General features: G+C 61.0%; 13 protein-coding genes. 6 read left to right on the top strand and 7 right to left on the bottom strand.

Annotated features, from left to right (window positions below):
* Positions 1-25: 25 nt before the first annotated feature.
* From fabG to gmk, 6 genes are all read left to right on the top strand, one after another.
* On the top strand, positions 26-763 hold the full coding sequence (gene fabG, locus ACQ7C1_RS06995) for a 3-oxoacyl-[acyl-carrier-protein] reductase (RefSeq protein WP_430957772.1): 738 nt from the start codon (positions 26-28) through the stop codon (positions 761-763).
* Positions 764-1,050: 287 nt separating this feature from the next.
* Positions 1,051-1,287, top strand: a complete 237-nt coding sequence (locus tag ACQ7C1_RS06990) for an acyl carrier protein (RefSeq protein WP_003547058.1) — start codon at positions 1,051-1,053, stop codon at positions 1,285-1,287.
* A 93-nt stretch (positions 1,288-1,380) separates the two neighbouring features.
* Entirely contained in the window at positions 1,381-2,643 is a 1,263-nt protein-coding gene (gene fabF / locus ACQ7C1_RS06985) for a beta-ketoacyl-ACP synthase II (RefSeq protein ID WP_430957771.1), read from the top strand.
* Positions 2,644-2,775: 132 nt separating this feature from the next.
* On the top strand, positions 2,776-3,993 hold the full coding sequence (mltG, locus tag ACQ7C1_RS06980) for an endolytic transglycosylase MltG (protein WP_430957770.1): 1,218 nt from the start codon (positions 2,776-2,778) through the stop codon (positions 3,991-3,993).
* 18 nt (positions 3,994-4,011) lie between these two features.
* Positions 4,012-4,899 carry a YicC/YloC family endoribonuclease gene (locus ACQ7C1_RS06975; protein ID WP_430957769.1) on the top strand — a complete coding sequence of 296 codons (888 nt, stop codon included), beginning with the start codon at positions 4,012-4,014 and terminating at the stop codon, positions 4,897-4,899.
* A gap of 3 nt (positions 4,900-4,902) precedes the next feature.
* Positions 4,903-5,565, top strand: coding sequence for a guanylate kinase (gene gmk / locus ACQ7C1_RS06970; protein WP_064810043.1), 663 nt, complete (start codon positions 4,903-4,905; stop codon positions 5,563-5,565).
* A 36-nt stretch (positions 5,566-5,601) separates the two neighbouring features.
* Here the strand turns inward: gmk and rsmA are convergent, their stop codons facing one another.
* The 7 genes from rsmA to ACQ7C1_RS06935 form a co-directional block, all read right to left on the bottom strand.
* Positions 5,602-6,429, bottom strand: a complete 828-nt coding sequence (gene rsmA, locus ACQ7C1_RS06965; protein WP_430957768.1) for a 16S rRNA (adenine(1518)-N(6)/adenine(1519)-N(6))-dimethyltransferase RsmA — start codon at positions 6,427-6,429, stop codon at positions 5,602-5,604.
* On the bottom strand, positions 6,429-7,457 hold the full coding sequence (gene pdxA, locus ACQ7C1_RS06960) for a 4-hydroxythreonine-4-phosphate dehydrogenase PdxA (RefSeq protein ID WP_430957767.1): 1,029 nt from the start codon (positions 7,455-7,457) through the stop codon (positions 6,429-6,431). Before pdxA ends, rsmA begins: the two co-directional genes overlap by 1 nt.
* A 6-nt stretch (positions 7,458-7,463) precedes the next feature.
* Positions 7,464-8,408, bottom strand: a complete 945-nt coding sequence (locus ACQ7C1_RS06955; RefSeq protein WP_221112307.1) for a peptidylprolyl isomerase — start codon at positions 8,406-8,408, stop codon at positions 7,464-7,466.
* A gap of 184 nt (positions 8,409-8,592) precedes the next feature.
* The gene (locus ACQ7C1_RS06950; RefSeq protein ID WP_285192779.1) at positions 8,593-10,923 is read right to left on the bottom strand and encodes an LPS-assembly protein LptD; all 2,331 of its coding nucleotides are present in this window, start codon (positions 10,921-10,923) and stop codon (positions 8,593-8,595) included.
* A complete protein-coding gene (gene lptG / locus ACQ7C1_RS06945) occupies positions 10,923-12,011 on the bottom strand; it encodes an LPS export ABC transporter permease LptG (RefSeq protein WP_085777661.1) in 1,089 nt (362 codons plus the stop codon). Before lptG ends, ACQ7C1_RS06950 begins: the two co-directional genes overlap by 1 nt.
* On the bottom strand, positions 12,008-13,189 hold the full coding sequence (gene lptF / locus ACQ7C1_RS06940) for an LPS export ABC transporter permease LptF (protein WP_085777662.1): 1,182 nt from the start codon (positions 13,187-13,189) through the stop codon (positions 12,008-12,010). The genes lptG and lptF overlap by 4 nt, the downstream gene beginning before the upstream one ends.
* A gap of 99 nt (positions 13,190-13,288) precedes the next feature.
* A complete protein-coding gene (locus tag ACQ7C1_RS06935; RefSeq protein ID WP_430957766.1) occupies positions 13,289-14,062 on the bottom strand; it encodes a phosphatase PAP2 family protein in 774 nt (257 codons plus the stop codon).
* Positions 14,063-14,121 lie beyond the last annotated feature (59 nt).

Raw genomic sequence — 14,121 nt, 5'->3', positions numbered from 1 at the left:
ATCTCCAGATATAAGGAACCTTTCCATGCTCGATCTTTCCGGCCGCAAGGCTCTCGTCACCGGCGCATCGGGTGGTATCGGCGAGGAAATCGCCCGCCTTCTTCATAAGCAGGGCGCCATCGTCGGTCTGCACGGCACCCGTGTCGACAAGCTGGAAACGCTGGCGGCCGAGCTCGGCGAGCGCGTCAAGATCTTCCCGGCCAACTTGTCGGACCGTGACGAGGTCAAGGCGCTCGGCCAGAAGGCCGAGGCCGATCTCGAGGGTGTCGATATTCTCGTCAACAATGCTGGCATCACCAAGGACGGTCTGTTCGTGCGCATGAGCGACGAGGACTGGGATGCGGTCCTCGAAGTCAATCTGACGGCGACCTTCCGCCTGACGCGCGAGTTGACGCATCCGATGATGCGCCGCCGCTATGGCCGTATCATCAACATCACCTCCGTCGTCGGCGTCACCGGCAATCCGGGGCAGGCCAATTACTGCGCCTCCAAGGCCGGCATGATCGGCTTCACCAAGTCCTTGGCGCAGGAAATTGCCACCCGTAACGTGACGGTCAACTGCGTCGCGCCCGGCTTCATCGAAAGCGCCATGACCGGCAAGCTGAACGACAAGCAGAAGGAAGCGATCATGGGGGCGATCCCGATGAAGCGCATGGGCACGGGCGGCGAGGTCGCTTCGGCTGTTGCTTACCTTGCATCCTCCGAAGCCGCCTACATGACCGGCCAGACGCTGCACGTAAACGGCGGCATGGCGATGATCTGAAACGACAAACTGTCGGCACGGAGATATTTCCCGCAATAGCATGTTGAGCAATCACGAAGCGTTGATTTTCTGGCTTTGCGGCAGACTTAAACCATGTTAAGCGGGCCAATGACTGTGAACAGTCGTCCCGAGAAAGCAGACGGACCGGCGGGCTTTTCGCAAGCCTGGGACATCTCTGAAGCCGGGTAAACGAGTTTGCCGAGGATGTCTGAAAACATCGCAGGCTGAAACAGGGTAAGGGTGCCGCAACGGCACTCCGATCAGGACATAAGGTCGAGGAAACCGACATGAGCGATATCGCAGAACGCGTAAAGAAAATTGTTATTGATCATCTTGGCGTCGATGCCGACAAGGTCGTCGAGAGCGCCAGCTTTATCGACGATCTGGGCGCTGACTCGCTCGACACGGTCGAACTTGTCATGGCTTTCGAAGAAGAATTCGGCGTTGAAATCCCCGACGACGCTGCCGACTCGATCCTGACGGTCGGCGATGCGGTGAAATTTATTGAGAAGGCCCAGGCCTGATCCTATATATTTGAGAAAGGGCGGGCCTGGAGTCCGCCCTTTTCTTTTCGGCATATTTCTCCATAGAACATAAGAGACGGGGGAAAGCACGCGATGAGACGTGTCGTCATCACCGGTACCGGCATGGTATCACCCTTGGGATGCGGAACTGAGGTGACGTGGTCGCGGCTGCTTGCTGGCCAGAACGGCGCCCGTCTGGTCACCGAATTCGAAGTCGACGACCTTCCCGCCAAGATCGCCTGCCGTATCCCGATCGGTGACGGTACCGACGGCACCTTCAATGCCGATCAGTGGATGGAGCCGAAAGAACAGCGCAAGGTCGATCCCTTCATCATCTTCGGCATGGCCGCCGCCGATATGGCGCTTGCCGATGCCGGCTGGCATCCCGAGACGGATGAGGATCAGATTGCCACCGGCGTTTTGATCGGTTCCGGCATCGGCGGCATCGAAGGCATCGTCGAGGCGGGTTACACCCTGCGCGACAAGGGCCCGCGCCGCATCTCGCCCTTCTTCATTCCGGGGCGTCTGATCAATCTCGCCTCCGGTCAGGTTTCCATCCGCCACAAGCTGCGCGGACCCAATCATTCGGTCGTCACCGCCTGCTCGACAGGTGCGCATGCGATCGGCGATGCCGCGCGGCTGATCGCGCTTGGTGACGCCGACGTCATGGTCGCCGGCGGCACGGAATCTCCCGTCAGCCGTATTTCGCTGGCAGGATTTGCCGCCTGCAAGGCGCTGTCGACCCAGCACAATGACGATCCGCAGAAGGCTTCGCGCCCCTATGACCGTGATCGTGACGGATTCGTCATGGGCGAGGGTGCCGGCATTGTCGTGCTCGAAGAGCTGGAGCATGCCAAGGCGCGCGGCGCCAAGATCTACGCCGAGATCGTCGGCTATGGCCTGTCGGGCGACGCCTACCATATTACCGCGCCTTCCGAAGACGGCGAGGGTGCCGGCCGCTGCATGGCGATGGCGCTGAAGCGCGCCGGATTGACGCCGGCCGATATCGATTACATCAACGCCCACGGTACTTCGACTATGGCCGACACGATCGAGCTCGGGGCGGTCGAGCGCCTGGTCGGCAACGCGGCGTCGAAGATCTCCATGTCCTCGACCAAGTCGGCGACGGGACACCTCCTCGGAGCTGCCGGCGCGATCGAGGCGATCTTCGCGACACTTGCAATCCGTGACAACATTGCGCCGCCGACGCTCAATCTCGACAATCCCGAACGCGAGACAGCGATCGATCTTGTTCCGCACAAGGCTCGTGAGCGAGAAATCGATGTGGCGCTGTCGAACTCGTTCGGATTCGGCGGTACGAACGCATCGCTCGTGCTGCGCCGCTACGCACAGTAAGGGTCCCGTCGTAGCAGGCCGTGTGAAAGCACAGGGACCGGCAGCGGCTTCGTTGAACGGTGGCAGAACCTGCTTTTTGCCGCATTGCTTCGCGAGATAGCGAAATGACGGCCGAGTTATAGAGGATTGCCGGTGAGCGATACGACGAACCAGAGCAACGATACCCAGGCGCAGAAGGGACCGATCATCCCGAAGTCGCCGAGCGAAGCCCTGCGTCCGGAACGTGTTCCCGAGCCGCCGAAACGCTCCAAGAACGCTCGCAGCCAGATCGTCCTTTTCCTGAACTTCATCATGACGATGACTGTGCTGGTCTGCGTCCTCGCCGTCATCGGCTTCTACTACGCGACCTCGACCTATCAGAGCCCGGGCCCGCTGCAGACCAACACCAATTTCATCGTCCGCAACGGTGCGGGTCTCGCCGAAATCGCCTCGAACCTGGAGCGCAACGCGATCATCTCCGATGCACGCATCTTTCGATATCTAACGGCGACTCATCTTTCCGCCGGCGAGAGCTTGAAGGCCGGCGAATATGAGATCAAGGCGAGAGCCTCCATGAGCGATATCATGGAGCTGCTGAAATCGGGCAAGTCCATCCTCTATTCGGTGTCCTTTCCGGAAGGCCTGACGGTCCGCCAGATGTTCGACCGCATGCTGCAGGATCCGGTTCTGGAAGGCGACTTGCCGGCCGCACTACCGGCCGAAGGCAGCCTGCGTCCGGACACCTACAAATTCTCGCGCGGCACCAAGCGCTCGGAAATCATCGAACAGATGGCGGCTGCACAGCAGAAGCTGGTCGATCAGATCTGGGATAAGCGCGACGCTTCGTTGCCGCTCCGATCCAAAGAAGAATTTGTGACGCTCGCTTCAATCGTCGAAAAGGAGACCGGCATTCCCGACGAACGTGCCCATGTCGCTTCGGTGTTCCTGAACCGGCTTGGCAAGGGCATGCGCCTGCAGTCCGATCCGACGATCATCTATGGGCTGTTCGGTGGCGAGGGAAAACCGGCCGACCGGCCGATCTACCAATCGGACCTGAAACGGGACACGCCTTACAATACCTATGTCATCAAGGGCCTGCCGCCGACGCCGATCGCCAATCCCGGCAAGGATGCGCTGGAAGCCGTCGCCAACCCTTGGAAAACCCAAGATCTCTATTTTGTGGCCGACGGCACCGGCGGCCACGTCTTTGCCGCTACGCTCGAGGAGCATAATGCCAACGTCAAGCGCTGGCGCAAGCTCGAGGCCGACAAGGGCTCGGACCCGAACATCGCAGTCGATGGCCAGCCGGAAGAACAGCCGGGCGACAATGGCGCGACCGTCGTGCCGCCGAAGAAAAAGAAGATCAACTGACAGTTTCGGGAGGCTCGCATGGCTTTGCAGTCGATGACCGGTTTTGCGCGGCGCGAGGGAACGAGCGGCCGCTGGCGTTGGGCGTGGGAACTGCGCTCGGTCAACGGCAAGGGTTTCGACCTGCGCCTGCGCCTGCCGCCCGGTCTCGAACGCATGGAGGCGGAGGTACGCCGCCTTGCCGGCGAAACCTTCAGCCGCGGCAACCTGCAGGCATCGCTGTCGGTCACCGCCGACGAGAACCGTTTCGAGGCAGTTCTGAACAAAGAGGCGCTCGCTGCCGTGCTCGCCATGCGCGAGCAACTGGTTGATGTGATCGATCCGGCGCCTTTGAAGCTCGATACGCTGCTTCTCGTGCGCGGCATCGTGGAGTTCCGTGAAGGCGAGGATGGCGAGGAGGCGCTTGCCGCCCGTGATACCGATATTGTCGCCGGCCTGCTCGCCGCGCTTGCCGATCTCAAGGCAATGCGCGCACAGGAAGGGGCGGCGCTTTCCCGCATCCTTCTCGATCATGTCGCGACGATAGAGAGCCTGACGCGGACGATCGAGATGGATCCCTCACGTTCGCCGGCGGAGATCTCGGCCCGGCTTGCGGCACAGGTTGCCTTGCTCATGGACGGCATGGCCGCCCTCGACCGTGACAGGCTGCACGCGGAGGCCGCTTTGTTGGCGACCAAGGCGGATCTGCGCGAAGAAATCGATCGTCTGAAGGCGCATATCGCCGCCGCGCGCGATCTCCTGGCGAAAGGCGGGCCTGCCGGGCGCCGACTGGACTTCCTTGCACAGGAATTTAACCGCGAATCGAATACCATCTGCTCGAAGTCGAATGCCTCGGCGGTCACCGCCGCCGGCATCGAGCTGAAAGTCGTGATCGACCAGTTCCGCGAGCAGGTCCAGAATTTGGAGTAGGACATGAAACCGGCGAAATCCTCGCCCGTGCAGATCGCCCGCCGCGGTCTGATGCTTGTCATTTCGTCGCCGTCGGGCGCCGGCAAGTCCACCATTGCGCGCACGCTTTTGGAGACCGACAAGCATATCGGCCTCTCCGTCAGCGTCACCACGCGCCAGCGCCGCCCGAGCGAAGTCGAAGGTGTGCATTACCATTTCAAGAGTGTGCGCGAGTTTGAGCGGTTGCGCGATAGCGACGCACTGCTCGAATGGGCCGAAGTGCATGGCAATTTCTACGGCACGCCGCGCGAGCCGGTCGAGCAGGCCATGGCCGAAGGCCGCGACATGCTCTTCGATATTGATTGGCAGGGCGCCCAGCAGTTGCAGGAGAAGATGTCGGCTGACGTCGTCTCGATCTTTGTACTGCCGCCGACCATGACGGAGCTCCAGTCGCGGCTGCATCGCCGTGCCGAGGATTCCGAGGAGGTGATTCAGACGCGTCTGGCCAACAGCCGCGCCGAGATCGCCCACTGGCGCGAATATGATTATGTCATCGTCAATGACGATCTCAACACCGCCTTCGACGCCGTCCAGTCGATCGTCAAGGCCGAACGCCTGCGCCGCGACCGCCGCCATGGCATGTTCGATTTCGTCCGAGAGCTGCTGGAAGAGACGCCGTCGCTCTGAGGCGCGTCCTCTGTGCTTCCATAAGGAAATGTGGCGCTAAAGGCTATTTGCGAGAAGGCAGAATTCTTCGACTGAGAGGGTCTCCGCCCGCCGCGCCGGATCGATTCCCGCCTTGATGAGCAGGCTCTCGCCGCCGAGTGGCTTCAGGCTCTGGCGCAGCATCTTGCGGCGCTGGCCGAAGGCGGCCTGCGTTACTTTTTCCAGATTGGCGATGGCGCACGGGATGGGGTTCGCCCTGGGGACAAGATGCACTACCGTCGAAGTCACCTTCGGCGGCGGCGTGAAGGCTTGCGGCGACACGTCGAAGGCCATGCGCGCCTCGGTCCGCCAGCCGCAGAGCACGCCGAGACGACCGTAATGGTCATCGTCCTCGCCGGCAACGATCCGGGCGCCGACTTCCTTCTGGAACATCAGCGTCATCGATTGCCAGAATGGCGGCCAGGCCCTCGGCAGCAGCCAGTTGACCAGCAGCTGCGTACCGACATTGTAGGGCAGGTTGGCGACGATCTTGACGGGTCCTTCCGGCGCCAGTGCTTCGAAATCCGTCTTCAGCGCATCGCCTTCAATCACCTCCAGTCGGCCGGGATAGTGGTCGGCGATCTCGGCAAGCGCCGGCAGGCAGCGCGCGTCCCGCTCGATGGCGATGACCTTCTTGGCGCCGAGCGCCAGAATCGCCCGGGTCAGCCCGCCGGGGCCGGGGCCGACCTCGAAAACGGTGGTCTCTTCGAGCGCGCCTGCGGTGCGGGCGACCTTCTGCGTGAGGTTGAGGTCGAGCAGGAAGTTCTGCCCGAGCGCCTTGCGCGCATCGAGGCCGTGACGCTGAATGACGTCGCGAAGCGGCGGCAGGCCATCGAGTGCTGCCATCAGCGGCGGCCTTCGGCGGTGCGGCCGAGCTGGGCGGCAAGCTTCAGTGCTGCAACCAGGCTCTGCTCGCGCGCCAGTCCCTTGCCGGCAATGCCGAAAGCGGTGCCGTGGTCCGGCGAGGTTCGCACGAAGGGAAGTCCGAGGGTCACGTTGACGCTGTCGTCGAAACCGAGTGCCTTGGCGGGGATCAGCGCTTGGTCGTGGTACATGCAGATGGCGACATCATATCGCGCCCGCGCCTCGTCATGGAACATCGTATCGGCCGGCAGGGGGCCGATCGCGTCGATACCCTCGTCACGCAGTTGCTCGATCGATGGGCGGATGATGTCCTCATCCTCCGTGCCGATCGCTCCGCCTTCACCAGCATGCGGGTTGAGGCCGGCGACGGCAAGGCGCGGCGCGTCGATACCGAAGCGCTGCCTGAGATCCGCATCGGCGATCCGGCAGGTTTCGATCATCAGTTCGCCGGTCAGTGCTTGCGGCACATCGCGGACAGGAATGTGGATGGTAACTGGAATGGCCCTCAGTTTCGGTCCCGACAACATCATGACCGGCGTCACCGGCCTGCCGGTCGCCCTGGCGGCAAGATCGGCGAGAAATTCGGTATGGCCGGGAAACCGGAAACCCGCCTCGTAGAGCACGCCCTTGGCGATCGGATTGGTGACGACTGCGAGTGCCTCGCCGCCGATGACAAGCGAGACTGCTTTCTCGATCGCCGCGATCGTGCCCTTCGCCGTTGCCGCATGCGGCTCGCCGGCCACCACCTCAATGCCGGCCGGCACGCTCATGACGGGCAGAGCATCGGCAAATATGCCGGTGGCCTCGCCGGCCGTGTCGATCTCACGTATGGAAACCGCCAGATTGAGCTGGCGGGCCCGTAGAGCCAAAACATCCGGATCGCCGATCAGGAAAAAAGGCGGAAGCCCGAGTTCACGCCGCTGGAGCCAGGCCGTCAGGGTGATATCCGGTCCGATGCCGGCGGGATCGCCCTGGCTCAGCGCAAGCGGTCGTGAGAAGGGTATCGCCATCGTCGGTCAGCGATAGGCGATCTGCGCCTTCTTGCGCAGTTCGTCCAGGTATTTCTTGCTGTTTTCGTTTTCCGGTGGGCCGCTCTTGCCGGCCTTGGACTTGTCGAGATCCTCCTGGCGGAAGACCATTTCGGCGGCCTGGTCGTCGGAGACCTGGCGCTGGCTGCAGATCGCCAGATATTCGACGCCCTTCTCGGTAACGCGGGTGCCTGTCGTGTTGCCCTTGGCCTGCTCGACCAGAGGTTTCCAATCCGGCGGGATCTCGGGAGCAAGCATGCGGCCGAGATCGCGCACGGAAACATCGCGCATCGTTGCGGCAAAGGTCTTTGCCTGATCGCAGCCGGGGAATTTCGAGCGCGATGCCTCGGCCTCGCCCTTGCGCTTACCGGTGATGGCGCCGCGCTTGGCCTCAGGAATGACGAAGATGATCTGCTGCAGCATATATTCCGTTGTCACCGGCTTTTGCTTGTTGTTCTGCATCATGCGCGAGACGAGATCATAATTCGACAGCCGCGAGGTCGAGCCGTAGCGCGCGTTGACGACGCGCGGCCAGCTCATCTGCACGGCGATGAAGCCTTTGAAATGGTCGACGCCGACGCCGGCGCGATCGAGGATCTGCGACATCTGCTCGACGGAAAGTTTGTTGCCGGCCGAAAAGCGTGCGAAAGACGCATCGACGTCCTGCTGCGAAACCGACATATGGACGCGGGCGACCTCCTGGCGCTTGAGCGTCTCGTCGATCAATTGCTCCGTGGCGGTCTTGGCGTCGGCCTTGGTATGCTGCAGGCGCAGGAAGGCCTGACGCTTGGCGACGTCGCCGCTGGTAATGGCTGTACCGTTCACCACGGCCTGGACTCCGCTTGCAGCAAGCGCCGGGCCGGCAAGGCCCGTCAGCAAAGCGATCGCTGCGCCGGCGAGAAAGGCGGTTATAGCTTTTTTCGCGTCAATCATCTGTTGACCTCCCAATAGCGCCGCGAGACTTTGATCGCGGCGTCCTTACCACAGTGCGAGACACGCGGAAATCGCTTCCATCGCGGTGCGAAACTCCTATGCCTCGGATATCGACTGGCGGCAATGTCCTGCACAGGCTTACGGCGAAAGAATGACTTGAGGCCATGTTTACGCCGTCCGCCGGCTAGTTGGAGAGAGTGTCGGAGCCGATCTTGATGTCGCCGAGCGTGCGGAACGTCAGCCGCGCGCCGATCGTCCAGTCGCTTGCCGACTCGTCGTCGGAATCCCTGCTATCCGTATAGGCGATCGTGAAGATCGTGCATTCGTCCTCATACGAAAGGCCGAGTGTCCGGCGGCTGATCACATCGTTGTTCAGATCCCAGGCGATGCCGCCGAAGATCGACCAATAGTCCTTGAACTTGACCTTGCTGCTGGTCTGGATCTCGTCGTTGTCCTCGGCGAAGCCATAGGCCGGCTGAGCGCTGAGATGCGTGTAAGTCACCTGCGTCTGGAAGGTGTCGTTCTGGTAGGCTGTCGTCAGGTCGCCACGGCGAAATTCGAAATCCTTCTCGTCGAGCCGGTAGGAGGCCGCAACGGAAACACCGTACGGCGTTTCGACGCCGCCGAGGCCGACATAATCGGAGCGGTCGGTTTCGAGGCCCGAATCCGCGCCGACATTGACGAGGTCATCGGTCGCGAACGAGTTCTGGCCGGCGATCTGATAAGACTGGCCGAAAATGCCGTGCAGCTTGTAACCGCTGTCGAACGTCCCGGTATACTGGAAGCCGACATTGGCGCGGGTGCCGCCTTCGACGCGGTCGTAACCAGAGAATTTATCGCGGTCGAAGAGCGAGGTGGCATCGAAAACGAAACTCTGTGCATCCTCGTTCGGCAGCCGGCCGGCGAGCTGCTCGTCGGGGCGCGCATAGATCTGGACGATCGGCTCCAGAATATGCGTGCTGTTATCAGTCGTCATCAGGATCGGATACCGCATCTCCAGCCCGGCGGTGAACATCGAGCGAGTGGCGGATTCGTCGTCAAGATAATTGCCGGCGTAACCGGTCGGGTCGTTCATGTTCAACGCGAAAGCGTCGCCGCGCGCGGCCAGAAGCGGCGTGATCACCAGACCGGTCGGCGTGACATAGGTGCGTTTCCATTGAAGTTCGGCCGTCAGACGCGAAGTCTGGCCCTTCAGGCCACGGAACCGGTCGAATCCGTCGACGGTATAGAAGTCGTCGTGTGTGCGCGAAATATTCGTCAGGTTGACGTCCGCAGAAAGTTCACCGCCTGCAAGCGGCTGAGGCGCGACATAGTGATAATCAAGCGCGGGATAGACGATGGCCTGCTGCTTTTCGGCCGTGTTCGTCCGATCGGCATCCTGGACGTCGAAATAAAACGCCCGCATGTCGAAATAATTCCGTTTCCCGAGCCCCGTCAGGTAGATCTGGTTCGTGCGATCGGTGCTGCTCAAGCCGCGCAGCTTGTAGGTTTTCGAGAAATTGTTGTCGCTCTGCACCATGACGTCCCAGCCGAACGTCCAGCGCGGATTGATGCGGAACTCCGCCTTTGACGCCACCATGCCGCGCTGCTCGGCTTCGGCATCGCTGGTGCCCGAGCTGAAATTGTCCGGCTTTGCCTGGTCGATGCCGGCGACGCGCAGGATATGCGTGCCGTTTTCGAATCGCTGACGGAATTCGCCTTCGACCAGGAAGCCCTGGGCCGTGTAGCCGGTCGCCGTGACCGTCGCATCCATGCTCGGCGAGATCACGTAATAATAAGGAATGGAAAGGCCGAAGCCGAGGTTCTGCGACAGGCTCATCGTCGGGAACAGGAAGCCGGACTTGCGCTTCACCGTATTGTCGGGAACCTCGATGAACGGCACGAAGGCAATCGGGTAACCAAGCAGCTCGAAACGCGCCCGCTCCAGGCGGATCGTATGGGTTTCGCCATTCTGGATCACGCGCTTGGCCTTGACCTGCCAGAACGGTGCGCGCTTCGGATCTTCGGCGCAGGGAAGGCAGGCGGTATAGACGCCCTTGTTGAGAATCATCTTCGTGCCGCCGACCCGCTCGCCGCTTTCGGCGACGATACGCGTATTGTCGGAAGTTTCGATGCGCAGCGAGTTCAGGAACCCGTCGGCGAAATTGTCGGTCACGTCTAGGTTGTCGGCATAGATGCGGTTGCCGTCCGGACTGACGAGCTCGACATTGCCGAGCGCCATCATCCGGCCGGTCTTCTGGTTGTACTCGACCTTCTGCGCGACCATTTTGTAGCCGCCATAGTTGATCTGCACGCCGCCGATCGCCGACACGAGTTCGGCGTCACGGTTATAGACGAGTTCATTGGCCGAAAGCAGAAGCTTGGCCCCTTCGGGAATCTTATTCTCGATATTTTGTTCAGGCGTGTTGGCCTGGCCATAGGAGGCCGGGGCGCTGCCGAAATAGGAACATAGAGCCGCACCGACAAGCAGGGCAACCAACTGTTTACTAAAATACTTGCGGTCGCCTACCGCCACTAGCCGTCCTCCTGATGAAGCAAAATAGTCGCGCCCAAGGCCAACGCGACGACAACCGGTATCCAGGTCGCCACGAAGGGAGGCACGACTCCACTGCTTCCGAATGCTTTAACAAGCACGGTGACGACATAAAGCATGAAGCCTGACAGGATTCCACCCAGAATCACGGAGCGGGATTGGTTGAACCGGCTAAATTTTAGGGACACTGTTGCAGCAATGAGAGTCATGGCCACCAGCAGCAATGGCTGAGACAACAGGGAGTTGAATTGCGTCTCCAAGGCCTTGGTCGAGATGCCGAAGGATTTGGCCGCCGCAATGCGATTGGAAAGGTCAAAGAAACCAATTGTTTCCGGCGCTGTCAGCCGCTCCTGAACGAAATCCTGTTTCAGATTGGTGCGAAGTTGGACCGAAGCTTTGCGCAGTGGGATTTCGCCAGGCTTGCGCTCGACGACGCCGTTAAGCTGCCAGTAACCATCTTCCAACTTTGCCGTGGCGGCATCCTGTCTCAGAATGACTCGGCCGCTTGAATCGAAATGGATCAATACGGCGTCGATCAGCTTGGTTCCGTTCTCCTGGACCGTCTGGGCGCCGATGATGACATCGTCGCGGCCGCTGATCTGGCGCAGCCACGGAATCTGCGGCGCCTTGCGCAAAACCGCGTTTTCACCACGCCAGTCGGACTCGACCAGCAGCGCCTGGCGCTGTCCCCAGGCGGCAAGCGGGTTGAGCGCCGTCATCGTCAGCACGCCGAGTGCAATTGAGCCGGCGATGAACGGAAACATGAATTGCCAGACCGAGATGCCGGCCGCGCGCGTGACCACGAGCTCATATTTCCGGTTGAGCCCGATCAGCACCGTCATGCCGACGAAGAGGGCGACGAAGGGGATTGTCTGCTGCAGGATGAGCGGCAGGCGCACGGCGGTCATCACGATGCCGCCGCCGATCGTGTAGCCGGGCAGGCCGGACATGCGCCCAGCCGTCTCGCTGAAATCAAGCAGGAAGGCGATCGCCGATACGCCGATCAGAAACCAGCAGGTCGTCGCCAGATAACGGCGAAAGAAATAACGCGACAATGTCCCGAACATCATTGGGCCGCGCCCCCGCCGGACCTGCTGGTCGCGGTAAGCAGTCTTTCCTGCATGCGTCTCCAGGAAACCGATATCCGGTCCCAGACGAACGAAGGCATGACCAGTCGCTTGTGCAGGCCGAGGAAGATGATCGAGATGATGCTGCTGACGATCGGGATGGCGTAGAGAACCGCGATATATTCCGGATCGGTGTCGATTTGGTTTGCCGCGTAGAAAGCAGCCCATCGTAGCGCGAAAGCATAGCCGAGCGCGCTCACCATCGGATGCAGCCGAGCCTCCCGGTGCGAGCGCGCGTCGCCGGCGATCGCCAGTGAGAACAATGCAAAGACGACGGGCAGGATCCAGTCCGTCAGCCGTCGATGCAATTCGGCGCGGTAGCTCTGGGGGCGGATCGTATAGTCCTTGTCGTTCGGATCCGGATTGAACAGGAACCACAGGTCACGGTCGCTGGCTTTCAGCGTCGCCTGACCGCGGCTCTCCGTCATGTCGGAGAGGTCGAAGGAATAGGAATCGAAATTGATGACCGAGACGTTGCCGTCGGGCGTTTTGCGATGCACCTCGCCGTCGTGCATGATCAGCGTCGTGCCGGTATCGTCGACGGCGCCCTCCTTGGCGTAATAGATGAGCTCGTAGGCCGGGTCCCGCTCGTCGGCGACGAATAGGCCCTTCAGCATCCGCCCCGCCAGGCGTTGTGAGATCTGCACATAGAGACCTTCGTCGAGCTTGCGGAAGGTCTTTTCTTCGATAACCGAGGAGAGGAGATCGGCGTAGGTTTCGGCGATCATCTGACGCGCCACCGTCTTTGCCCGTGGCTCGACGATGTTGTCGACGAAAAAGGAAAAGACGCTGATGACGGCGGCAAGCAGCAGGATCGGCCGGACCAGAATGGTTCGCCGTGCCCCGGCCGCGTCGATGACGGTCAGCTCGGAATCGTTGTTCATCGTCGTCAGCGTCTGGGTGATGGCGATGACGAGCGCGAAGGGCAGCACCACGGGAATGATCGACGGCAGGATCATCGTCGCCAGCTTGGCAAACGAGCCGATCGACTGGCCGCTGTCGGTGACGAGATTGATGCGCTGCAGGACCTGTGTCGTCCAGATGATTGCCAACACGGGCAGGAGCGCCACGAGAAACATCTGGCCGACGCGCCGCAATATGTATGTCTCGAGTAGTTTCATGCCGGCCCTTGAAAGCACCTGCACGCCAAAACGGCTTGCAGGAGAATCCCTCTACGCTCTTTGTCGCGCTTTTGCGACAAGCAGGTGTCAAAAATTCATTCAATTTTCAGAATTTTTTTGGCCCTGTTGCGACTCAGTTAACGCCAGCAGCGCTGCGAAGATGACAAGCGAGGAGAGCCATCCGAGCGTCACGTCGGAAAGATAATGCGCGCCGAAGGATAGCCGCATGGCGGGCGTCAGGAGCGAGATCGCGGCGACCGGTGGCCCCAGCGCATAACGCAGCGATTTCGGGACGAAGAGCAGAAGGCAGAACAGCCATCCAGCGCTCGCCGCCTCGCCGGACACGAAGGAGCAGTTCGAGACGCATTTGCCGGCAAGTGAGCCGGCCTCGACAAAATGCAGGCTCCCGCCGAAAATATCCGTCTGCACCGGCCGCGGCCGGCCCCAATGTTCCTTCAGGATAACATTGACGAGCAGCACCGGCCCGATCAGCAGCGTTCCGAGCGCGACCTTGAGCTTACGCGCCCGCTCGGCGTTGAAGGTCGCGCCGTGCTGCTGGTAGCATTCGATCAGCTTCCACGCCATGACGATCGCCACGACGTAAGGCAGGCGGAAGAAGATGGTTCGCAGCAGGTCGAAATTCCCCGAGTCGCGATAGGGAAAGCCGCCGCAGATGCTCCCGGCAGCGGCAGTCGCGTCACAATCTGCGCCCACAAAAAAAAGCTGGGAAAAATAAATGTCTATTCCAGGGAAGGCGCGAAAGATGGCAAGCAGCGCCCACCACGCCCAGAACAGAAACAGGAATGCACCGAAAGTCGTCTTCGGCAGGCGGATCACAGGGCCCTGCCATCGATTTTTCGAAAAAACTGTCAACGCGAATATCTACGAAACTGACGAAAACACGAGAGCCTGGACGGCCGCGGGCGACCATA

Origin of the sequence: Rhizobium sp. Nf11,1, from assembly GCF_050587665.1 — a bacterium.
In the GTDB taxonomy this organism is placed as follows: domain Bacteria; phylum Pseudomonadota; class Alphaproteobacteria; order Rhizobiales; family Rhizobiaceae; genus Rhizobium.
This window is presented reverse-complemented; position numbering and strand designations above follow the sequence as displayed.

Coding starts and splice junctions, on each gene's coding strand:
- fabG (WP_430957772.1), top strand. CDS start 26: ATGCTCGATCTTTCCGGCCGCAAGGCTCTCGTCACCGGCGCATCGGGT.
- ACQ7C1_RS06990 (WP_003547058.1), top strand. CDS start 1,051: ATGAGCGATATCGCAGAACGCGTAAAGAAAATTGTTATTGATCATCTT.
- fabF (WP_430957771.1), top strand. CDS start 1,381: ATGAGACGTGTCGTCATCACCGGTACCGGCATGGTATCACCCTTGGGA.
- ACQ7C1_RS06975 (WP_430957769.1), top strand. CDS start 4,012: ATGGCTTTGCAGTCGATGACCGGTTTTGCGCGGCGCGAGGGAACGAGC.
- gmk (WP_064810043.1), top strand. CDS start 4,903: ATGAAACCGGCGAAATCCTCGCCCGTGCAGATCGCCCGCCGCGGTCTG.
- rsmA (WP_430957768.1), bottom strand. CDS start 6,429: ATGGCAGCACTCGATGGCCTGCCGCCGCTTCGCGACGTCATTCAGCGT.
- pdxA (WP_430957767.1), bottom strand. CDS start 7,457: ATGGCGATACCCTTCTCACGACCGCTTGCGCTGAGCCAGGGCGATCCC.
- ACQ7C1_RS06955 (WP_221112307.1), bottom strand. CDS start 8,408: ATGATTGACGCGAAAAAAGCTATAACCGCCTTTCTCGCCGGCGCAGCG.
- lptG (WP_085777661.1), bottom strand. CDS start 12,011: ATGATGTTCGGGACATTGTCGCGTTATTTCTTTCGCCGTTATCTGGCG.
- lptF (WP_085777662.1), bottom strand. CDS start 13,189: ATGAAACTACTCGAGACATACATATTGCGGCGCGTCGGCCAGATGTTT.